This window comes from Burkholderia sp. USMB20 (assembly GCF_000949135.2).
GTDB lineage: Bacteria > Pseudomonadota > Gammaproteobacteria > Burkholderiales > Burkholderiaceae > Burkholderia.
Window position 1 is genome coordinate 584,890 of sequence record NZ_JTAN02000012.1, and the last position, 20,952, is coordinate 605,841.

The following is a 20,952-nucleotide window of genomic DNA, read 5'->3' on the forward strand; positions in this document are numbered from 1 at the left end:
GTCGAAGCCTCCGTCGTGACCGCGCTCAGTGCCGGTCGACCCACTTGAGCGCGAACAGGCCGAGCGCGAGATAGATGAGGCCCGGCGTCGCCGCGGTCAGCGGTGCGGGCCAGGTGTTCAGCGTGCCGATGTGCGAGAACAGCGTGTTGAGCAGCTGGAAGCTCATGCCGAGCATGATGCCGCCGAACACCTTCACGCCGACCACGCCGGCACGCGTGTGCAGGTACGCGAACGGCAGCGACAGCACCAGCATCACGAACACCGCGAACGGGTAGAGCAGCTTGCGCCACAGCGCGATGTCGTAGCGCTGCGTGTCCTGCTGGTTTTCGCGCAAGTGCTGGATGTAGCGGAACAGGTTGATGAGCGACATCCGTTCCGGCGACACGAGCAGCACCGACAGGATCTGCGGCGTCAGGTCCGAGCGCAGCCGGTATTCGGGCAGCGTTACCTGCTGCGACCGGTACACGGGGTTCAGCGCGTCGGCCGGTGCGCCGCCGATTGGCTTGATCGGCGTCAGTTCGGTTTCCGTGACGCCCTTGAGCAGCCAGTGGCCGGGCGGCTCGTAGCGGCCCGTCTGCGCGATCCGCACGTTCTGCAGCTGGAATTTCGAGTCGAACTCGTAGATGCGCACGTTGCTGATCGTCGAGTCGGGCGACAGGCTGCCGACGTTCACGAAGCGCGTGACCTGCTCGCCGTTCTCGCGGGCCGCGAGCGTGTCCTTCACCCATACGCCCGACTGGAAGTTCGACGACACCGACGCGCCGAGCGCCTGCAGCCGCACGCGTTCGGACAGCTGGTCGGCGTATGGGCCGACGAATTCGCCGATCAGGTAGGTGATGATTACGAGCGGGACGCCGATCTTCAGCAGCGAGCGCAGCGCCTGGTTGGTCGCGAGGCCCGACACGCGGAAGATCGTGAATTCCGAGTTCGCGGCCATCTGCGCGAACACGTAGATCGCGCTGATCAGCGCGGCGACCGGGATGATCTCGTAGAAGCGCGACGGGGTCTGCAGCGCGACGCGCAGCACCGCGTAGCCGAATTTGTAGTTGCCGTGCCCGACCGAGTTCAGTTCGCTGATCAGGTCGAAGAAGAAGAACAGGCCCGAGAACGCGAACAGGATGAAGATGAACGTGACGTAGATCTGCCGCGCGAAGTATTTTTCATAGAGCCGCATCGATCATGCTCCCGAGCGGCCGAACAGCGCGCGTGTAAACAGCGGACGATTGCGCACGCGCAACCAGAAGATGAACGCGACGATCGCCGCGACGACCAGGTGCAGGCCGACGAGGCCGACGCCGAACGACATCTTGCCCTGCTCGATCTGTGCCTGCACGACGTTCAGCAGGTTCGAGTACGTCAGGTAGATCAGCACGGCCATCACGAGGTTGATCGTGCGGCTGCGGCGCGGGTTCTGGTACGACAGCGGAATGCCGAGCACCATCAGGTTGATCGCGATCAGCGGCAGCCCCGCGCGCCACGCGAATTCCGCGAGGTTGTCGCGCGTCGGGTTGCGCAGCAGGTCCGGTGTCGGCGTGCTGTTGGTGGTCGGCACGTTGGTGACCGGGGTGCTCGTGATCTTCACGCCGTAGCGCTGGAACTCCATGATCTTGAAGTTCGGCTGGCCGGGCGTGCCGTCGTAGCGGCGGCCGTCTTCCAGTACGACGAAGCGATCGCCGTCCTTCGTTTCCGTGTGGCCGGTGTGCGACACGACGACGTTGACCTTGCCGTTCTCGGTCGACGTGACGAACACGTTCTGCACCTTGCTCTGGTCCGGCGACATCTTCTCGATGAAGAACACGCGATGGTTCGAGGCCGATTCGCGGAACTGGCCCGGCGCGAGCAGCGAGATCTCGTCGCGCTGCTGGAAGCGCGCCTTGATCATCTTGCTCTGCTGGTTCGACCACGGCCAGCCGACGAACGCGAAGAACGCGATCAGCAGGACGATCGGCGTGGCGAACACGCCGATCGGCTTGATCAGGCGCGTGAGGCTCACGCCGGATGCAAGCCAGACCACCATTTCGGAGTCCCGGTACCACCGGGTCAGCACGAACAGGATCGACACGAACAGCGTGACGACGAGCATCACGGCGAGGTAGCCGATCACGGTCAGGCCGATCAGCACGAGCACGTCGCGCGGATCGATTTCGCCGGACGCGGCATAGCCGACGATGCGGATCATCATCGTCGTGAGCATGATCGTGAGCAGCACCATGAACACGGCGCCAGCCGTATACGCAAGCTCGCGCTGGAGGGAGCGTTCGAAGATCATTCTTGATGAGAAGAGGGCGGGAGGCTGCGCACGCGTGGTGGAGCGCTCGCGCCGCCACGGGAAAAATAGCGGATAATTGCGGCTTTCATCCTTAGCCCAGATTTTATCCGAGGACAAGCGCGATGGACTTTAGCATAAAAGGCTGTGATTGGAGCAAAGGCGAGGCCAAGGGGTTCCTGACCGGGAAGTCCGACTGCATCGTGCTCGGCATCTTCGAGGCGCAGACTCTCTCGGGCGCGGCGCTCGACATCGACACGGCCACCAAGGGGCTGATCTCGCGCGTGGTGAAGGCCGGCGACATGGACGGCAAGCGCGGCAAGACGCTGTTCCTGCACGAAGTGTCGGGCATCGGCGCATCGCGCGTGCTGCTCGTCGGCCTCGGCAAGCAGGATGCTTTCAATCAGAAAGCCTACAACGACGCAGTGACGGCCGCATGGCGCGCGCTGCTCGCGACCAAGGTCGGCCAGGTCACGTTCTCGCTCGCGCAGCTGCCGGTCGACGAGCGCAGCTCCGACTGGGGTGTGCGTGCGGCGATTCTCGCGCTGCGCAACGAGACCTACCGCTTCACGCAGATGAAGAGCAAGCCGGAACCGGCGTCGCACACGCTCAAGCGCGTCGTGTTCAGCGTCGATCCGGCCGATGAGAAGGCCGCGAAGCTGGCGGTCAAGCAGGCCGTCGCGCTGGCGAACGGGATGGATCTCACGCGCGACCTCGGCAACCTGCCGGGCAACGTGTGCACGCCGACCTATCTCGGCAACACCGCGAAGAAGATCGCGAAGGATTGGGGTCTGAAGGTCGAGGTGCTCGGCCTGAAGCAGATCCAGGCGCTCAAGATGGGCTCGTTCCTGTCGGTCGCGCGCGCGTCGGTCGAGCCGCCGCAGTTCATCGTGCTGCACTACCAGGGCGCCGCCGCGAAGGCCGCGCCGGTCGTGCTGGTCGGCAAGGGCATCACGTTCGACACGGGCGGCATCTCGCTGAAGCCGGGCGAGGGCATGGACGAGATGAAGTACGACATGTGCGGCGCGGGTTCGGTGCTCGGCACGATGCGTGCGGTCGCCGAAATGGGCCTGAAGATCAACGTCGTCGCGATCGTGCCGACCTGCGAGAACATGCCGGGCGGCAACGCGACCAAGCCGGGCGACATCGTCACCAGCATGAAGGGGCTGACGATCGAGGTGCTCAACACCGACGCCGAGGGCCGCCTGATCCTGTGCGACGCGCTCACTTATGCGGAGCGCTTCAAGCCGGCCGCGGTGATCGACGTGGCGACGCTCACGGGCGCCTGCGTGATCGCGCTCGGCGCCCACAACAGCGGCCTGTTCTCGAAGGACGACGCACTCGCGGGCGAACTGCTCGACGCATCGCGCGAAGCGAACGATCCGGCATGGCGCATGCCGCTCGACGACGAGTACCAGGATCAGCTGAAGTCGAATTTCGCGGACATCGCGAACATCGGCGGGCGTCCCGCCGGTGCCGTGACGGCGGCGTGCTTCCTGTCGCGCTTCACCGACAGCTATCCGTGGGCGCACCTGGACATCGCCGGCACCGCATGGAAGGGTGGCGCGGCGAAGGGCGCGACCGGCCGTCCGGTGCCGCTGCTCGCGCAGTTCCTGATCGACCGCGCCGGCCAGTGATGGCAGGTCTCACGACGATGCGGGTACGCGGGCAATGACGCGAATCGATTTCCATTCGAACGTCGGCGATTCGCTCGCATACGCATGCCGGCTGCTGCGCAAGGCCTACCTGGCCGGGCAGCCGGTCGTCGTGCTCGCGGAGCCCGCGCGCCTGCGTGCGCTCGACGAGCGGCTCTGGACGTTCTCGCCGCTCGATTTCATTCCGCACTGCGGCGTCGACAGCGCGCACGCGGCCGGCACGCCGATCGTGCTGGCCGCCGATCTCGACCAGGCGCCGCATCATCATGTGCTGCTGAACCTCGGCGCGGCCGTACCCGCGCAGTTCGCCCGCTTCGAGCGCCTGCTCGAAGTGGTCGGCAATGCGCCGGACGAGCTGGCCGCGGGCCGCGACCGCTACCGCTTCTATCGCGATCGCGGCTACGCGCTGAACAACTACAAGCAGGGCAGTTAGCCGAAACCGTCGACGGAGCGTTCCCGTGACACAAGCCGAATCCTCTTCGATCCCGACGCTGACCGACGTGCTGGTGCCGGGCAAGCCGGTGCCGGCGCGTTCGTCAGCGGCCGACGCGCCGCCGCACGACGTTGCCGCGGTGCCGGTGCTGACCGACGTGCTGGTATCAGGCCACCCGGCTCGGGCGTCCGCCGCGCCGGAGCAGCCGGGCACCGACCCCGAATTCGTGGTGGTCGAGCCGGTGCCGACGCCGGACATCCCGACCGTCGAATTGCCGGGCGACAGCGATGCGCCGGCGCAACCCGGTGCCGCCGGGCACGTCGTCGCCGAGGAGTCGGCCGCGGCGCAGGCGCCGCTGCGCTCCGCGCTGGCCGCCGACGACGCGCAGCAGGCCGGCGTTGCCGCGATGCCGCGCGATGCTGGCGAAGCGATGCTGTCCCACGCGATTGCACCGGCTGCCGGCGGGCTGGCTAGCGCTCAACTCACCGGCGCGTCGCATCCGGACGCGCATGTAGCCGCCGCGCTGACGGCGGAGGACACGCAGCATATCGCCGAGCGTCTGCGCAATCGGCTGACGAATTATCTGACCGGGGAAGGGCGCGAGGCCATCGAGGCCCGCTGTCGCGACGCGTTGCACGACCATACGGCCTGGCTCGTCGGCCAGATCACGCGCGAAGTGGCGCTGGCGCTCGAAACCGAAGTGATGGAGTGGGTTCGCGACGCGGTCGATGCGGAGATCGCCCGCCGCCGGACCGGTCATTCAGGCTGAGCCCGCCGCACGTTTCGTGCGCAGGGGCCGCGGGCGCGGCTCCAGTCATCGTCGCTGACGATTGCCGGCCGGTTGCAACGACAAGCGCGGAACGCTGCCGGGTGCAGGGTACGGTGCGCGATGCACGCACCCGGTCATCCGGTTCAGCGCAGCGACAGCACCCATTGCGAGAGCGTGTGCGCTTCTGCGCTCGTCAACTGCGTGTTGGCGGGCATCGGCACGCCACCCCACACCCCGACGCTGCCTTTCACGATCGATTGCGCGAGGTAATCGAGAGCATCTGCGCGTGCCGCGTACTTGCCGGCGATGTCGTGGAACGACGGGCCCATCAGCGGCTTGCCGACCGCATGGCAGGCCATGCAGTTCTTGCGCTGCGCGAGCGCGAACCCGTCGCCGGCCGGGTCGGCGTGTGCCGCCGCCGCGCTGCCGGTCAGCAGCGCCACGAGCAGCGCGCGCAATATCGTCTGTTTCATGCGGTTCTCCGCCGGCGGAGACGGCCGGCTTCACGGTCCGCGCATTATAAAAGCAAAGGGAAAGCGCGTTTTGCGCGTTTCCCCGGCGGCCGTTCGCAATGGGGTCGCATGCCCCGCGCGCCGCGTCAGCCGGTGACGGCGCCCTGGTTCGCCGGACGCGCGAGCGCCGCGAACTTGGCGAGCACGCCGCGCGTGTAGCGCGGCGCCGGCTGCTTCCACGCGGCGCGCCGGCGCGCGAGTTCCGCGTCGTCGACGTTCAGCTGCAGCACCAGCCGGTGCGCATCGATCGTGATCGAGTCGCCTTCCTGCACGAGCGCGATCGTGCCGCCGACGAACGCTTCGGGCGCGACGTGCCCGACCACCATCCCCCAGGTGCCGCCCGAGAAGCGGCCGTCGGTGATGAAGCCGACCGATTCGCCGAGCCCCTTGCCGATGATCGCCGACGTCGGCGCGAGCATTTCCGGCATGCCGGGGCCGCCCTGCGGGCCGAGATAGCGCAGCACCAGCACGTCGCCCGCGCGGATGCGGTCGCCGAGGATCGCGTCCATCGCGCTTTGCTCGTCGTCGAACACGCGCGCCGGGCCCGTGATTACCGGGTTCTTCAGGCCGGTGATCTTCGCCACCGCGCCGTCTTCCGCGAGATTGCCCTTCAGGATCGCGAGATGGCCTTCCTGGTACAGCGCGCGATCGATCGGGAAGATCACCTTCTGGTCCGCGCGCGGCACGCCCGGCACGTCCTTCAGCTCCTCGGCGAGCGTGCGGCCGGTGATCGTCATGCAGCCGCCGTGCAGCAACCCCGCATCGAGCAGGATCCGCAGCACCTGCGGGATGCCGCCGGCCTGGTGCAGGTCGGTCGCGACGTACTGGCCCGACGGTTTCAGGTCGCAGATCACCGGCACGCGCTTGCGGATGCGCTCGAAGTCGTCGATCGTCCAGTCGACCTCGGCCGCGTGCGCGATCGCGAGATAGTGCAGCACCGCATTGGTCGAGCCGCCGGTCGCCATGATCAGCGATACCGCGTTTTCGATCGACTCCCTGGTGATGATGTCGCGCGGCTTCAGGTCGCGCTTCACGGCCTCGACCAGCACACGCGCCGATTCGGCGGCCGAATCGACCTTCTCCTGATCGGGGTTCGCCATCGTCGACGAGTACATCAGCGACATGCCGAGCGCCTCGAACGACGAGCTCATCGTGTTCGCGGTGTACATCCCGCCGCACGAGCCCGACGTCGGGCACGCGTTCTTCTCGACCCCTTCGAAGTCTTCCTGCGACATCCGGCCCGCGGTGAACTCGCCGACTGCCTCGAACGACGACACGATCGTCAGGTCGCGGCCCTTCCAGTGGCCGGGGCGGATCGTGCCGCCGTACACGTAGATGCCCGGCACGTTCAGGCGCGCGAGCGCGATCATCCCGCCCGGCATGTTCTTGTCGCAGCCGCCGACCACCACCACGCCGTCCATCCACTGGCCCTGTACGCAGGTCTCGATGCAGTCGGCGATCACCTCGCGCGACACCAGCGAGTACTTCATCCCTTCGGTGCCCATCGACATGCCATCCGAGATCGTCGGCGTGCCGAAGATCTGCGGGTTGGCATCGGCCGCCTTCACCGCCGCGACGGCGGCATCGGACAGCCGCTGCAGGCCCGAGTTGCACGGCGTGATCGTCGAGTGGCCGTTCGCGATGCCGATCATCGGCTTGTCGAAATCGTCCTTCTGGTAGCCGAGGGCGTAATACATCGAGCGGTTCGGCGAACGGGCCACGCCTTGCGTGATGTGCTTCGAGCGACGGTTGTACGGCATGGGGGACTCCATCGTTGTATTGGCGACGCCCGCGATCGGCGCACCGGTTCGGATCAATCAAGCATGGAGTTTCCGGTTTGGGATGTCCAATATATTATTTGTCGCTTATTAAGTCTTTTTGCGAATGAGTGAGAGATGGCCGAACCGACGCCGGACCTGCGCCAGTGGCGCTATTTCGTGACCGTGGCCGACGAGCGCCATTTCGGCCGCGCGGCCGAGCGCCTGTCGATGACGCAGCCGCCGCTGTCGCAGGCGATCCGGGCGCTGGAGGACACGCTCGGCGTCGCGCTGTTCGCGCGCACCAAGCGCTCGGTCGCGCTGACGGCGGTCGGTGCGGCGCTGTTGCCGGACGTGCGCCGGCTGCTCGCGTCGGCCGACGCGCTGCCGCCGCTCGCACGGCGCCTCGCGCGCGGCGAAGCCGGTTCGCTGTCGCTCGCGTTCGTGTCGACCGCCGATTACGGGCTGCTGCCGTCGCTGCTGCGCGCGTTCGGCGCGCGTTATCCGCAAGTGCGGTTGCAGCTCGCGGAGGCGACGAGCGACGTGCAGATCGACGAACTCGTCGCGGGCCGCATCGACGCGGGGCTCGTGATTCCGCCGGTGCCGCCGCGCCACGCGGCCGGGCTGTCGTACCTGCCGGTCGTGCGCGAGCCGCTGGTGGTCGCGATGCCGGCGGCCGCGGCGCACGGCGTGTCGGAAGACGAACCCGTGCATCTGGCCGACCTGGCCGCGCTGCCGCTCGTGATCTTCCCGCGTCGTTTGGCGCCCGGCTTTTATGACATCATTACGGGCTGCTACGGCGCGGCGGGGGAAACCCCGCGCATCGGCCAGGAGGCGATCCAGATGCAGACGATCGTCAGCCTCGTGTCGGCCGGCATGGGTGTCGCACTGGTGCCGCAGTCGCTGCGTAACCTGCGGCGCACCGGCGTGGTCTACCGGCCGCTCGCCGGCGACGCGCCGGTCGTCGAAACCGGCCTCGTGTGGCGCACGGGCGACGTCAGCCCGGTGCTCGCCGGCTTCATCGACGTCGTGCGCGCGCAGGGGCTCGCCACGTGACGCGAACGATGGCGCGCCGGTGCCGTCCAATGCGCGGTGCGGCGCCGGTGCGAGCGCCGTACCGCATTCGAAAACTTCATCGCTAACCCATGATCATTCACCCGAATTTCGACCCCGTAGCGATCCACCTCGGGCCGCTGGCCGTGCGCTGGTACGGCCTCATGTATCTCGTCGGCTTCATCGCGGCGATCGTCGTCGGCCGGATCCGCCTGAAGCTGCCGCACGTCGCGGCGCAGGGCTGGACCGCGAAGGACATCGACGACATGATGTTCTACGGCGTGCTCGGCACCGTGCTCGGCGGCCGGCTCGGCTACGTGCTGTTCTACAAGGCCGACTTCTACTTCTCGCATCCGCTCGACGTGTTCAAGGTGTGGGAAGGCGGGATGTCGTTCCACGGCGGCTTCCTCGGCGTGACGCTCGCGATGGCGCTGTTCGCATGGCAGCGCAAGCGCCACTGGCTGCAGGTCACCGACTTCGTCGCGCCGATGGTGCCGACCGGGCTCGCGGCCGGGCGGCTCGGCAACTTCATCAACGGCGAGCTGTGGGGCCGCGTGACCGATCCGAACGCGCCGTGGGCGATGCTGTTCCCGGGCGCGATGCGCGATGACGCGGCATGGCTGCCGAAGCATCCGGCGCTCGTCGAGAAGTGGCATCTGGCCGACGTGTTCATGCAGTACCAGATGCTGCCGCGCCATCCTTCGCAGCTCTACGAAATCGCGCTCGAAGGCATTGCGCTGTTCTTCGTGCTGTTCTTCTTCTCGCGCAAGCCGCGGCCGATGGGTGCGATCTCCGCGCTGTTCCTGATCGGCTACGGGCTCGCGCGTTTCACGGTCGAATTCGCGCGCGAACCGGACGACTTCCTCGGCCTGCTCGCGCTCGGCCTGTCGATGGGGCAGTGGCTGTCGCTGCCGATGATCCTCGCGGGCGTCGCGTTGCTGGTGTGGGCGTATCGCCGTCGCGCGGCGAATGCGGTCGCGTGATGTCGCGGCGTGATGCGGTTGCGTCACGCGCGAGTCGTGTGATGCATGGCACGTGATGCGTGATGCCTGATGCGATGCGGACGCGCACGATCGGCGTGCGCGTCGATCGCAGGATCGCAAACGAAAAACGCCGGCCCTCGGGCCGGCGTTTTCACATCTGCCGCGCGTTGCGCAATGCGCGTTACTTCATCTGCACCGAGCCGTTGACCGTGACCGACACGGTCGCCTTGCCGCCTTCGACCGAAATCGGCGCGCTCATCTTCGCGCTGTCCATCGGTGCGGCGGCCATCGCCATCATGCGCGGGTACGGCTGCACGTTGCGGCTGCCGCCGACGTTCACGTCGCGAATCGAGTAGCTGTTGTAGCCGAACGCCTTCGCGGCTTCGTCCGCGCGTGCGCGGAACGACTTGATCGCTTCGGTCGTGAGCTTCTGTTCGGCCGCGCGCTGCGCTTCGGGTGACAACGAGAACTCGACGTTCGCGATCTGCATCTGGTTCGACAACTGGCCCGCGAGCTTCGACGCCGCCGCGAAATCGCGCGATTCGAGCACGACTTCGGTACGACCGCGCCATGCGGAGATCTTCCCGTCGCGATCGGTGCTTGGATAGACGGAGAACGCGCCGGTGTGCGCGGTGACGCCCGACACGCCCTTCGCCTGCGCGAGCGCCGCGTCGGCGCGCTGGTTCAGCGCCGACGTCAGGCTGCCCGGGTCTTTCGCCTGCTGTTCGTAGAACAGCGTGATGTGGATGATGTCCTGCGGCACGTCGGCGCTGGCCTGCGACGACAGCGACAGCACGCCCGCCGGCTCCGGGAAGTGCGGGTTCGCGGTCTGCGCGTGCGCGGCGGGCGACGCGAGCGTCAGCGCGACGGGCACGGCGGCGGCGAGGGCGAGCGACAGCGCGAGTGCGGATTTCTTGGTCATTGTTGGACTCCTTGTGCGAGGGCGCGCACGCGGATCACGCGTGCGCGACGCGGGCGTACCGCGCGACGAAAAACGGCAGCCGCCCGATCGGGCGACAGCGGTTGCTTAGGCTGCGCGAACGCACCGCGAGTTCCGTGGCGGTGGCGCGTGTTGACCGGATTTGACCTTTGGCGTGTGCTTGCCGCGCGCGCTTGATGCGCACGCCTACTTCATCAGCTTTTCGGTGATGAAGCGCCACTCGGCACGCGTGACGGGCGTGATCGACAGCCGGTTGCCGCGCGCGAGCACGCGCATGTCGGCGAGTTCGTCGTGTTCGCGCAGCGCGGCGAGCGGCACGAGCGGCGACTTCTTCACGAAGCGCACGTCGACGAGCAGCCAGCGCGGTGCTTCCTGCGTCGACTTCGGATCGTAATACGGGCTTGCCGGATCGAACTGGGTGGGGTCGGGGTAGGGCGTCGACGAGACTTCGGCGAGGCCCGCGATGCCCGGTTCCGGGCAGCTCGAATGATAGAACAGCACGCCGTCGCCGATCTTCATCGTGTCGCGCATGAAATTGCGCGCCTGATAGTTGCGCACGCCGGTCCACGGCAGCGAGTGCTGCGGCGCGTGCGCGAGATCGTCGATGCTTGCTTCGTCCGGTTCGGACTTCATCAGCCAGTATTGCATGGATCGTGATCGACGCAGAAAGGGCTGCTACAAAAGGAAACGGCATCGGGACTTCCCGATGCCGTTGAATAGGCCCCCGCCTTGGCCGCTAGGCCGGCATCCTGAACCTGGGGTTCAGAATTGGTCGCAGTTAGCAGCACTTCGGGTACATCAGACAGAGTGACGCGCGCGCCCGTGCTACAAATTTCCGCAACCGTGCACATGGCATTGGTTCAAGGAATATATGACCTTGGCGAACCAGGCAGGGAAGCTGACTGAACTGTGTTTCGTTGCGCCAATTTGACCACCGTTGATCGCCGAGATCAAGGGGAATCGACGCATCGATCAAACGTTACTGCGTCTCGTGCTGTGCGAGCACCGCGCCGAGTTGTTCGTTCATCTGGTGCATTGTACGACGGATTTCTTCCGCCGGAAATGCTTCACCGTGACGCACGCTCGTTTGCAGCCGCAGCAATTCGGACGCGAGCGACAGCGCGGCCATGACCGCGATGCGGTCGGTGCCGCGCACCGAGCTGTTCGCGCGGATCTTCGACATTTCTGCGTCGACGCGTGCGACGGCCTCGAGCAGCGCCGCTTCGGTCTCGGCCGAACAGGCGAGCCGATAGGGCTGACCGAGAATCGAGACTTCGATCTGCTTGGTGCTCATGCATGTTCTCCGTGGCTGGCCGCGTCGTCGCTGTCCGTGCGCGCCTGCGCATCCAGCAGGTCGAGCTGGTTGTCGGCTTGCTCCGCGCTCTTCGTGCGCGGCAGCTTTTCGAGAATCGCATTCAGTTTGACCTGGGCGTCGTCGATCTTTGCCGACAGCGTGTCGCGCTCGGCCGCGAGCGCATTGCGTTCGTCGCGCAGTTGCGCGAGTTCCGCGCGGACCGTGTCCGCTTCCGCGCGCAATTGCGCGACCTGCTCCTCGAGCGCGAGCCGTTCCGAGTGATAGCGCTTGTTCAGCGAGATCAGACGGCCAATATTTTGAGATAAAGTTTCGAGTTCGTTGAGCATTTGCTGCGTCCTCTAAAGACCCAGCATTTTAGCGCGGAATAACGCGCATTCCGACATCTGTAACGTTTCCAGTCGTAACACCCCCGCTTCTTGCCGCGAATACACGGGTCCGGCACGTGTTCCGCATGCGTCCGGACGCTTCCTTGACGCTCGCGCGGCCCGCTCCTAAACTGGCGCCGCCTCGGTGCTCGCGCGTGCGTCGCGCGGTTAAACGGGAAGCAGGGCGCGTGCTCCGCCCGGAGTTCGCCAACCTGCGCTGCCCCCGCAACGGTAAGCGGCCGCGTCGCATGACGCAGGCCGGCTCGGGCGCGTTTCGCGTGCAGGTCGCACGCTGGCGCGGGCCACTGCGCGTGATACGCGCGGGAAGGCGAGCCGGTACGCCGCCAGCCCGGATACCGGCCGAGGCGAGGAGCCTGCACGGCTTCATGACGCACGGCCCGCGGGGAAGCGGGGCGCGCAGTGCTTCACGGGACTTGTCTTCGATGCTGACCCCAATCGTCCGCACGGCGTGCGGCGCACGCTGCGCAATGTCGCCTGCCGCCATCGCGCGGAGCGCAGCGCACGCCGATTCGTCCGGATCGGCGACGACGCCGGTCGCCGCGGCACCGCGCCCGGTCGCTTGGCGCGACGCTGTCCCCTTGCTGCCGGACGCCGCGGTTGCCGCACCGAGCGTGCCTGACGGTGACGCAAGCGCGATGCCGATCGACCCGCTGCGGCGGCTTCCACTATATTGCGCAGAACGTGGGCCACGCGAGGATGCGGCGCGACGGATCGCGCGCGTGTCACGTCGGTGCGACCGGCACGCGGCCGGCCGCCGCATCGCGGGACCCGGGCGACGAATTGCGGAATCCGGGTGCCGATCGTCGCGCGCGGTATGGGGCGTCGCCGGCCGTGAATCATGCGTCATGCCGCGCATGGCATCCTGGCCGTGCGTGCGATGACATCACCGGGCACGGTTCGTCCGTGCACGCATCAACAACCTGTTCGACGAGGATGACGAGCTTGCGTATGCCTACGACACGCCGGAGCGCGACGCCGGTGCCGAGCCCGGCCGGCCATGACGGTCAGCGAAAGCGTCACGCGCCATGCGCGATGCCGTGCGGCGCATGAGCGCCGCGCGTGCCGCCGCGATCTGGGCCGCGCTCGCGGCCGTGGTCGCGTTGCTGTTCGTCGCGTCGCTGTCGATCGGCAGCGTGCCGATGTCGCCGTGGCAGGCGCTCGCGTCGCTCGTGCCGCACGGCGGCGACGCACTGCTCGCCGACATCGTGCGCACGTTGCGGCTGCCGCGTGCGCTCGCGGGCTTCGCGTGCGGCGCGCTGCTCGCGCTGGCCGGTGCGCTGCTGCAGGTGCTGTTGCGCAATCCGCTCGCGGAGCCGTACGTGCTCGGCGTGTCGGGCGGTGCGGCCGGCTTCGCGCTCGTCGCGATGATCGCGGGCGCCGCGTGGTGGCTCGTCGATGCGGCCGCGTTCGCCGGCGCGCTCGTGTCGGTCACGCTCGTGCTCGGGCTTGCGCGCCGCGAACTGTGGCGCGGCGATGCGCGCGACGCGTCGCCGCGGCTGCTGCTCACGGGGGTCGTGATCGCGGCCGGGTGGGGCGCGCTCGTCACGCTGCTGCTGTCGCTCGCGCCCGACGCGCGGCTGCGCGGCATCATCTTCTGGCTGACGGGCGATCTGAACGGCGTGACGGCGCCCTGGTTCGCATGGGGCGCGCTGCTGCTGGCCGCCTGCGTCGCGCTGCCGGCCGCGCCGCAACTCAACGTGCTGCTGCGTGGCGACGCGACCGCGCTCGCGCTCGGCGTGCCGGTCGCGCGGCTGCGCATGCGGATCTACCTCGTCGCGTCGCTGGCCGCCGCGGCCGCGGTGACGACGGCCGGCACGATCGGTTTCGTCGGCCTCGTCGTGCCGCACGCGCTGCGGCTCGCATTCGGCAACGACCAGCGCATGCTGCTGCCCGCCGCGATGCTCGCGGGCGGCGGCGGCGTGATGGCGGCCGACCTGCTCGCGCGCACCGCCATCGCGCCCGCGCAATTGCCGGTTGGCGTGATGACCGCGTTGATCGGTGTGCCGGTGTTCCTGTGGATGTTGCTGAGGAGACCGATGCGATGACGCATGCCGCACCGCACACCGCCGGCGACACGACCTATGCGGCGGTCGACCTCACGCTGAGGGCCGGCGCACGGACCCTGCTCGACGGCTTCACGCAGGTGTTCCGGCCCGGCGAGATCTGGTGCGTCGCGGGCCCGAACGGCGCCGGCAAGACGACGCTGCTCGCGACGCTCGCGGGCCTGCAGCGGCCGGCCGGCGGGCAGGTCGAGATCGACGGCCGGCCGCTCGCCGCGTGGCCGCCCGAACAGCTCGCACGGCGCCGCGCGCTGATGCCGCAGCAACTGCACGACGCTTTCAGCGCGACGGTATTCGACACGGTGCTGCTCAACCGCTTTCCGTATCTCGGCGGCTGGGGCTGGGAGCGCGAGGCAGACCGCGCGGCCGCGCGCGATGCGCTCGCGACGTTCGGGCTGAGCGCGCTCGCGTCGCGCGACGTGCTGTCGCTGTCGGGCGGCGAGCGGCAGCGTGTCGCGCTGGCCGCGACGCTGTGCCAGGACGCGCCGCTGATGCTGCTCGACGAGCCGCTCGCGCATCTCGACCTGCATCATCAGATCGACGGCCTGACCGCGCTGAGCGTGTGGCTCGACGCGGGCCCGCGCACGGTGCTGTTCTCGTGCCACGACCTGAATCTTGCGCGGCGTTTCGCGACGCACGCGCTGTTGCTCGACGGCCGCGGCCATGCGTGGGCGGGCCCCGTGCTCGACGTGCTGACGCCGGCGCGCGCGAGCGACGCGTTCGGCTATCCGCTCGTGCTGATCCGCGAGAACGGCCGCGATGCGCTGCTGCCCGCGTGGCCCGAGCGACGATGAACTTCCTTCTTTCGATGCGCGGCAGCGGCCGCACCAACGAGGCAACCTTCCGATGACGAACCCGACCGACTTCCCGCCCGCGATCGCGCCGCTCGACGACACGCTGCGCAAGCGTCTGCAGCATGTGATCGATCACAAGACCAAGCCGCCCGGCAGCCTCGGCCAGCTCGAGGCGCTCGCGCTGCAGATCGGCCTGATCCAGCGCACCGAGCGGCCGCACGTGCAGCGTCCCGTGACGATCGTGTTCGCCGGCGACCACGGGATCGCGGCCGAGGGCGTGAGCCCGTATCCGCAGGCGGTCACCGCGCAGATGGTCGCGAACTTCCTGGCCGGCGGCGCGGCGATCAATGCGTTCTCGGGCGTCGCGCAGAGCGTGCTCGAGATCGTCGATGCGGGCGTCGCGTCGCCGCTGCCGGTGTCCGACCGGCTCGTGTCGCTGCCGGTCGCGCGCGGCACGCGCAATTTCGCGGTCGAACCCGCGATGACGCACGACGAGGCGAAAACCGCGCTCGCCGCGGGTGCCGCGCGCGTGCGCGTGCACGCGTCGCTCGGCACGAACGTGATCGGCTTCGGCGAAATGGGGATCGCGAACACGTCGTCGGCCGCGTGCCTGATGAGCCGTCTGCTCGACGTGCCGATCGACGCGTGCGTCGGGCGCGGCACGGGTCTCGACGACCAGGGGCTCGCGCACAAGCGCGCGGTGCTCGGCCGCGCGCTCGTCCGGCATTCGCATGCGATCGCGCCGCTCGACGTGCTCGCGACGTTCGGCGGCTTCGAGATCGCGATGATGACGGGCGCGTATCTCGCGGCCGCGAGCGAGCGGATGACGATCCTCGTCGACGGCTTCATCGCGACGGCCGCCTTGCTCGTCGCCGAGCGCATCGCGCCCGGCGTGCGCGACTACTGCGTGTTCTCGCATGCGTCGCACGAGGCCGGGCACCGGCGCATGCTCGAGCATTTCGGCGCGAAGCCGCTGCTCGCGCTCGACCTGCGGCTCGGCGAGGGCACGGGTGCCGCGCTCGCGCTGCCGCTGGTGCGCGCGGCGGCCGCGTTCCTTACCGAGATGGCGAGCTTCGAATCCGCGGGCGTCGACAATCGTGACGCCTGAACGCGCGCAGGGCGTACGCGCCGAGCTGCGCTACTTCTTCGTCGCGCTCGGCTATTTCACGCGTGTGCCGGTGCCGCGCGCGATCGGCTACGCGGCCGGCGATCTCGATCAGGCCGCACGCTACTTCCCGCTGGTCGGCGCGTGCGTCGGCGCATGGGGCGCGCTCGTCTATCTCGCGGCGCTGCGCGTGCTGCCGGCATCGATCGCAGTCGGGCTGTCGATGGCCGCGACGCTGCTCGCGACCGGCACATTCCACGAGGATGGCCTGGCCGACAGCTGCGATGCGTTCGGCGGTGGCTACGCGCGCGACGACGTGCTGCGCATCATGCACGACTCGCGCATCGGCACGTTCGGCGCGGCCGCGCTCGTGATCGCGCTTGGCCTGAAATGGCAGGCGCTCGCGGCCATGCCGCCGCTGCGCGCCGCGTGGACCATGATCGCCGCGCATGCGGCGAGCCGCGCGGGGGCCGTGAGCCTGCTGATGTCGCTCGACTACGTCCGGCCGGAAGGCAAGGCAAAACCGGTCGCACGGCGCATGGGCGCGCGCGCGGCCTGCGTCGTGGCCGCATTCGGGTTGCCGTGGCTGTTCTGGCCGGACTGGCGCGCGGGCGTCGCGGCCGTCGTCGCGCTCGTGCTCGTGCGCGCATGGGCGGCCCGCTATTTCGTGAAGCGGATCGGCGGTTATACGGGCGACTGCCTCGGCTTCGCGCAGCAGTTGAGCGAGCTGGCGATCTATCTCGTGGTGCTCGGATGGATCTCGTCCTGATTCGCCATCCGGCCGTCGCTGTCGAGCCGGGCGTGTGCTACGGACGCAGCGACGTGCCGCTCGCCGCACCGGCCGAGGCGGGGGAGCGGACCATGCGCGAGCGTCTGGCGGCGCTCGGGGCGCCGTTGCCCGCGCAGGTCTGGACGAGTCCGCTCACGCGTTGCGCGTCGGTCGCCGAGCGGCTTGCGCAAGCGTTCGACGTGCCGCTGCGGCGCGACGCGGGCTGGCAGGAAATGGACTTCGGCGCATGGGAGCTGCAGCGCTGGGACGACATCGACCGCGCGGCGCTCGATGCGTGGGCGGCCGACCTGATGCATGCGTGCGCGCATGGCGGCGAAAGCGTCGCGCGGTTCGCCGCGCGTGTCGCACGGATCGCGGATGCGGTCGCGCAGGCCGACGCGCCGCAATGGGCGATCACGCATGCAGGCGTGATTCGCGCCTTCGCGTCGCATGCGCTGCGCGTGCCGCTCGATACGCTGCTGTCACGACCGGTGCCGACGGGCGGCGTCGTCTGGTTGCGGATGGAGGATGTTGCCCGCACGTGGGAAGTCGTCCACTGGGACGCGTAGGCTGTCGCGTGCTCGCCTGACGCGTGCAAGGGTATCAAGGCCCGCAATCAGCGTCGGATGGAGGATGCCGCTCGCACGTGGGAAGTCGTCCACTGGGACGCGTAGGCTGTCGCGTACTCGTCTGACGCGCGCAAGGGCATCGACGCCCGAAATCAGCGCGTCGGCCGCCGCGCCCGCGCCGCGTCGAGATCCTCGCACAGCGCGGCCGCGCCTTGCGCGATCCGCGGCGACGGCCGCGTCAGCAGATCGCCGTCGATCGCGAACAGGTTGTTGCGCGCCACGGCCGTCAGCGCGGGCCATGCACGCCATCGCGCGAGGCTCGGCAGCGGCGCGTCCGAGCGTGTCGCGCCGGCGCTCGTCGTCACGATCGCTTCCGGATTCGCCGCAAGCACGGCCTCGTCGGTGACGGTCGGCGCGAGCGGCTTCAGCGCCGCGAACACGTTACGGCCGCCGCACAGCGTGACGACGTCGTTGAACAGATGCGCGCCGTTGAGCGTCGTCAGCGGCCGGTCCCATACCTGGAAGAACATCGTGACGGGCGGGCGTGCCGCGTAACGCGCGCGCAGCGCCGCGATGTCGCGCGAAAACGATGCCGCGGCCGCGTCGGCGACCGGTTCCGTGCCGAGCAGCGTGCCGAGACGGCGCAGCGACGTCGCGACGTCGTCGAGATGCTTCGGTTCGCTGAAGAACAGCGGAATGTGCAGCGCGCGCAGTGCGTCGGTCTGCCGCTCGGCATTGCCGTGCCGCCAGACGACGATCAGGTCGGGCTTCAGCGCGGCGATCCGCTCGAGGTCGAGCGCCTTGTTGTCGCCGACGCGCGGCACGGCCTGCGCGGCGGGCGGGTAGTCGCTGTACGTGACCGTGCCGACCAGCTTCGTGCCGCCGCCGGCCGCATAGACCAGTTCGGTCGCATGCGGCGCGAGGCTGATCACGCGTTGCGCCGGTGCGGGCAGCGTGACGGCATTGCCTGCATCGTCGCGGGTCGTGATGTCGGCGTGAGCGAAGGGCGCGAGCGCGACCAGCATCGCGAGTGCCGGCAGCCGGCGCAACGGGCGGGCGTTCATGCGGATGCCCGTTGCAGCGTCGGCGCGCACTGCGCGAGCGCGTCGGCGACGCGCTGCCATTCGGCTTCGTTGCCCGGCAGGCCGACGCGCACGCTCGACGGTTGCGCGAAGTGCCGCGTCCAGATCCCGTGCGTGGCGAGTGCCGTATGCAGCGCGGCGGCGCGCGGTCGTCGGTCCAGCTAACAGCGCGTCCGTGCACCGCAATTCGTACGCGCGCGCAGCGCGGCGAGCGTGCGCCGTCGGCCGCGCCTCGCGCGCGGCGCTGCCATGCGCGTCGGCGAACGCGGGGGCGATCGCGTGAACGCGCGGGCCGCTGACGTCCACGCGCCGAGATTCGCGCAGCGCGGCGATCAGCTCGACGCGCAGCACGAGCCCGCGCGAATGCCGCGAGCCCGAAGAACTTGCCGACCGAGCGCACACGACAGCCCGGACGATCGGTGTACTGCGCGAGCGACGCGTGGCGCCCGTATCCGCGAAGGCCTCGTCGACGATCAGCGTGCCGCCGCGTGCCGACAGTTGCGCATGCCAGCCGAGCAGCCGTTCGGTCGGAACGAACTCGGCAGTCGGATTGTTCGGATTCCCGACGATGACGTGATGTAGCGTCGCAGGCAACGCGTCCGAGGCGATGTCGAGCGGGACGACACGATGGCCGTGACGCGCGAAGGCAGGCGCGTATTCGCCGTACGCGAGCGGTGCGACGCCGGCGTCGCCGGCCGGCAGCAGTGCGGGCAACGCGCGGATCGCGGCCTGGCTGCCGGCGACCGGCAGCACGTGCGCGGCATCGGGTGCGCCGTAGTAGCGGGCCGCGCATGCGGCGAGCGTGTCGCCGTCGTCGGGCAGCCGGCGCCATGCGTCGGCCGGGACCGGCGGCACCGGATAGCCGACCGGATTGATCCCGGTCGACAGGTCGAGCCAGGCGTCGTACGGAATGCCGTGGCGGCGCGCGGCTTCGTGCAGGTTGCCGCCGTGCGGGATGCGTGCGTCAGACATGATGGGTTGCGAGGATGAGTGCGCCGCTCGCGACGAGCAGTGCGAGCCACAGCGCGAGCGTGCGCGTGACGAGCGACAGCGCGGCGACGACGTGCGCGGCCGTCGCCGGTGCGCCGGTACCGAGCGCGGGACGGTCTTCGATTTCGCCGTGATAGACGGCCGGGCCGCCGAGCTGCACGTTCAGGCTGCCGGCGCCCGCGGCCATCACGGGGCCCGCGTTCGGGCTGTCCCAGTGGCGCGCCTGCGTGCGCCAGCAGCGCCACGCGGCGGCCGTGTCGCCGAGCAGCGCGTAGCTCGCGGCGGTGAGGCGTGCGGGAATCCAGTTGAGCGCGTCGTCGAGGCGCGCGGCGGCCCAGCCGAAGGTCAGGAAGCGCGGCGTGCGATAGCCCCACATCGCGTCGAGCGTGTTCGCGAGCCGGAACAGCAGCGCGCCGGGGCCGCCCGCGACGACGAACCAGAAGAGCGCGCCGAAGATCGCGTCGTTGCCGTTCTCGAGGGCCGATTCGACGGCCGCGCGCGACAGCGCGCCTTCGTCGGCTGCGCTCGTGTCGCGCGACACGATCCGTGCGGTCAGCGCGCGTGCGGCATCGAGATCGTGCCGCAGCAGCGCGGCGGCGATCGGCGCGACATGGTCGGCGAGGCTCTTCGCGCCGAGCGCGAACCACAGCAGCGCGACGTGCAGCGCGGCCGCGAGCGGCCAGGGCAGCACGGCCGCGAGCCACGCGGCGACCACCACCGGCGGCACCACGGCCGCGACCCATGCGGCGACGCCGACCACGCGGCCGCGCCGGCCCGTGTTCAGCGCGCCTTCGATGCGCGCGGCAAGCCGGCCGAACGCGACGAGCGGATGCCAGCCGGCCGGTTCGCCGATCACACGGTCGACGATCGCGGCCGCGACCGCGAGCATCGCGACGAGCGGCAGCGACAGCATCAGCATGACGGCGCTCCGGCCTTGAGTTCGAGCGGCAGCCCGGCGACCAGCAGCGTCACGCGCGTCGCGAGCGCGGCGACGCGCTGGTTCAGGCGCCCGAGTTCGTCGACGTAGCGGCGCGTGACCGACCCGAGCGGCACGACGCCGAGCCCGATTTCGTTGCTGACGACGATCACCTTCGCACGCGCGCCGCGCAACGCGTGCTCGAGCCGCTCGACCTGCGCCGCGTACTGCGCATCGTCGAGCGGTTCGCCGTCGAGCGGGCACAGCAGGTTCGTGAGCCACAGCGTCAGGCAGTCGACGAGCAGGCACGCGTGCGGATCGTCGAGCCGCGCGAGCGTGCCGGCGAGGTCGACGGGCGCGTCGGCGAAACCCCAGTCGGCCGGCCGGCGCGCGCGTGATGCCGATGCGCCGTTCGAATTCGGCGTCGGCGGCCGTCGCGGCCGCGGTCGCGATGTAGGTGACGGCGCCGCTGTCGGCGCGAGCCGCTCGGCGTGCGCGCTCTTGCCGAGCGCGCGCCGCCGAGGACGAAGGTGAGGTCGTGCGGAATCATCGCGTGATTGTAACGGCGCGGCGGCCGCACGCGGGCGATAATGCGCGT

General features: G+C 69.2%; 20 protein-coding genes, 1 other RNA gene, 2 pseudogenes and 1 riboswitch. Of the genes and pseudogenes, 10 read left to right on the forward strand and 13 right to left on the reverse strand.

The window, feature by feature from the left end; translation table 11 throughout:
- Positions 1-25: 25 nt before the first annotated feature.
- Both lptG and lptF read right to left on the reverse strand, forming a co-directional pair.
- Complete coding sequence (lptG, locus tag PL79_RS15935) at positions 26-1,174, reverse strand: LPS export ABC transporter permease LptG (protein WP_044845624.1); 1,149 nt, start codon at positions 1,172-1,174, stop codon at positions 26-28.
- Between the two features lie 3 nt (positions 1,175-1,177).
- The gene (lptF, locus tag PL79_RS15940; protein ID WP_044845625.1) at positions 1,178-2,269 is read right to left on the reverse strand and encodes an LPS export ABC transporter permease LptF; all 1,092 of its coding nucleotides are present in this window, start codon (positions 2,267-2,269) and stop codon (positions 1,178-1,180) included.
- A 122-nt stretch (positions 2,270-2,391) separates the two neighbouring features.
- On the opposite strand from lptF, the gene PL79_RS15945 reads away from it, so the two are divergent.
- From PL79_RS15945 to PL79_RS15955, 3 genes are read left to right on the forward strand one after another with little or no spacing between them, the layout of a single operon-like run.
- Positions 2,392-3,903 carry a leucyl aminopeptidase gene (locus PL79_RS15945; protein ID WP_044845626.1) on the forward strand — a complete coding sequence of 504 codons (1,512 nt, stop codon included), beginning with the start codon at positions 2,392-2,394 and terminating at the stop codon, positions 3,901-3,903.
- A gap of 34 nt (positions 3,904-3,937) precedes the next feature.
- Entirely contained in the window at positions 3,938-4,354 is a 417-nt protein-coding gene (locus PL79_RS15950) for a DNA polymerase III subunit chi (protein WP_044845627.1), read from the forward strand.
- A gap of 25 nt (positions 4,355-4,379) precedes the next feature.
- Positions 4,380-5,123, forward strand: a complete 744-nt coding sequence (locus tag PL79_RS15955; RefSeq protein WP_044845628.1) for a DUF2486 family protein — start codon at positions 4,380-4,382, stop codon at positions 5,121-5,123.
- A 143-nt stretch (positions 5,124-5,266) separates the two neighbouring features.
- Here the strand turns inward: PL79_RS15955 and PL79_RS15960 are convergent, their stop codons facing one another.
- Together PL79_RS15960 and ilvD are read right to left on the reverse strand one after the other, a co-directional pair.
- Complete coding sequence (locus tag PL79_RS15960) at positions 5,267-5,596, reverse strand: c-type cytochrome (protein WP_044845629.1); 330 nt, start codon at positions 5,594-5,596, stop codon at positions 5,267-5,269.
- A gap of 125 nt (positions 5,597-5,721) precedes the next feature.
- Complete coding sequence (gene ilvD, locus PL79_RS15965) at positions 5,722-7,395, reverse strand: dihydroxy-acid dehydratase (RefSeq protein ID WP_044845630.1); 1,674 nt, start codon at positions 7,393-7,395, stop codon at positions 5,722-5,724.
- A 135-nt stretch (positions 7,396-7,530) separates the two neighbouring features.
- On the opposite strand from ilvD, the gene PL79_RS15970 reads away from it, so the two are divergent.
- Both PL79_RS15970 and lgt read left to right on the forward strand, forming a co-directional pair.
- Positions 7,531-8,448 (forward strand): LysR substrate-binding domain-containing protein, encoded by a 918-nt coding sequence (locus tag PL79_RS15970; RefSeq protein WP_044845631.1) that lies wholly within the window; start codon positions 7,531-7,533, stop codon positions 8,446-8,448.
- Between the two features lie 89 nt (positions 8,449-8,537).
- Positions 8,538-9,428, forward strand: a complete 891-nt coding sequence (gene lgt / locus PL79_RS15975; protein WP_044845632.1) for a prolipoprotein diacylglyceryl transferase — start codon at positions 8,538-8,540, stop codon at positions 9,426-9,428.
- A 181-nt stretch (positions 9,429-9,609) separates the two neighbouring features.
- Here the strand turns inward: lgt and PL79_RS15980 are convergent, their stop codons facing one another.
- The 5 genes from PL79_RS15980 to PL79_RS16000 all read right to left on the reverse strand — a co-directional run bounded on the left by PL79_RS15980 (position 9,610) and on the right by PL79_RS16000 (position 12,009).
- Positions 9,610-10,350: an SIMPL domain-containing protein gene (locus tag PL79_RS15980; RefSeq protein ID WP_044845633.1), complete on the reverse strand. Its 741-nt coding sequence runs from the start codon at positions 10,348-10,350 to the stop codon at positions 9,610-9,612.
- 204 nt (positions 10,351-10,554) lie between these two features.
- The gene (locus PL79_RS15985; RefSeq protein WP_044845634.1) at positions 10,555-11,016 is read right to left on the reverse strand and encodes an EVE domain-containing protein; all 462 of its coding nucleotides are present in this window, start codon (positions 11,014-11,016) and stop codon (positions 10,555-10,557) included.
- A 69-nt stretch (positions 11,017-11,085) separates the two neighbouring features.
- A non-coding RNA gene (gene ssrS, locus PL79_RS15990) (6S RNA) lies at positions 11,086-11,267 on the reverse strand.
- 80 nt (positions 11,268-11,347) lie between these two features.
- Positions 11,348-11,662, reverse strand: a complete 315-nt coding sequence (locus tag PL79_RS15995) for a cell division protein ZapA (protein ID WP_011885730.1) — start codon at positions 11,660-11,662, stop codon at positions 11,348-11,350.
- Complete coding sequence (locus PL79_RS16000; RefSeq protein ID WP_044845635.1) at positions 11,659-12,009, reverse strand: ATPase; 351 nt, start codon at positions 12,007-12,009, stop codon at positions 11,659-11,661. Before PL79_RS16000 ends, PL79_RS15995 begins: the two co-directional genes overlap by 4 nt.
- A gap of 165 nt (positions 12,010-12,174) precedes the next feature.
- Positions 12,175-12,427: riboswitch (cobalamin riboswitch) on the forward strand.
- Between the two features lie 688 nt (positions 12,428-13,115).
- Here PL79_RS16000 and PL79_RS16005 point away from each other — a divergent pair.
- From PL79_RS16005 to cobC, 5 genes are read left to right on the forward strand one after another with little or no spacing between them, the layout of a single operon-like run.
- Positions 13,116-14,114, forward strand: coding sequence for a FecCD family ABC transporter permease (locus PL79_RS16005; RefSeq protein ID WP_044845646.1), 999 nt, complete (start codon positions 13,116-13,118; stop codon positions 14,112-14,114).
- Entirely contained in the window at positions 14,111-14,923 is an 813-nt protein-coding gene (locus PL79_RS16010; RefSeq protein WP_044845636.1) for an ABC transporter ATP-binding protein, read from the forward strand. The genes PL79_RS16005 and PL79_RS16010 overlap by 4 nt, the downstream gene beginning before the upstream one ends.
- A gap of 52 nt (positions 14,924-14,975) precedes the next feature.
- Positions 14,976-16,031 (forward strand): nicotinate-nucleotide--dimethylbenzimidazole phosphoribosyltransferase, encoded by a 1,056-nt coding sequence (gene cobT / locus PL79_RS16015; protein ID WP_044845637.1) that lies wholly within the window; start codon positions 14,976-14,978, stop codon positions 16,029-16,031.
- Entirely contained in the window at positions 16,021-16,797 is a 777-nt protein-coding gene (locus tag PL79_RS16020) for an adenosylcobinamide-GDP ribazoletransferase (protein ID WP_044845638.1), read from the forward strand. The genes cobT and PL79_RS16020 overlap by 11 nt, the downstream gene beginning before the upstream one ends.
- Positions 16,782-17,366 carry an alpha-ribazole phosphatase gene (gene cobC / locus PL79_RS16025; RefSeq protein ID WP_044845639.1) on the forward strand — a complete coding sequence of 195 codons (585 nt, stop codon included), beginning with the start codon at positions 16,782-16,784 and terminating at the stop codon, positions 17,364-17,366. Before PL79_RS16020 ends, cobC begins: the two co-directional genes overlap by 16 nt.
- Before the next feature lie 152 nt (positions 17,367-17,518).
- Here cobC and PL79_RS16030 read toward each other — a convergent pair whose 3' ends face one another.
- From PL79_RS16030 to cobU, 4 genes and pseudogenes are all read right to left on the reverse strand, one after another.
- The gene (locus tag PL79_RS16030; protein ID WP_044849310.1) at positions 17,519-18,430 is read right to left on the reverse strand and encodes a cobalamin-binding protein; all 912 of its coding nucleotides are present in this window, start codon (positions 18,428-18,430) and stop codon (positions 17,519-17,521) included.
- A pseudogene (locus tag PL79_RS16035) lies at positions 18,427-19,420 on the reverse strand (aminotransferase class I/II-fold pyridoxal phosphate-dependent enzyme). The gene PL79_RS16030 and the pseudogene PL79_RS16035 overlap by 4 nt, the downstream one beginning before the upstream one ends.
- Positions 19,413-20,357 carry an adenosylcobinamide-phosphate synthase CbiB gene (gene cbiB / locus PL79_RS16040; RefSeq protein WP_044849301.1) on the reverse strand — a complete coding sequence of 315 codons (945 nt, stop codon included), beginning with the start codon at positions 20,355-20,357 and terminating at the stop codon, positions 19,413-19,415. The pseudogene PL79_RS16035 and the gene cbiB overlap by 8 nt, the downstream one beginning before the upstream one ends.
- Positions 20,351-20,904 (reverse strand): annotated as a pseudogene (gene cobU / locus PL79_RS16045) (bifunctional adenosylcobinamide kinase/adenosylcobinamide-phosphate guanylyltransferase). Before cobU ends, cbiB begins: the two are co-directional and overlap by 7 nt.
- Positions 20,905-20,952: the final 48 nt, after the last annotated feature.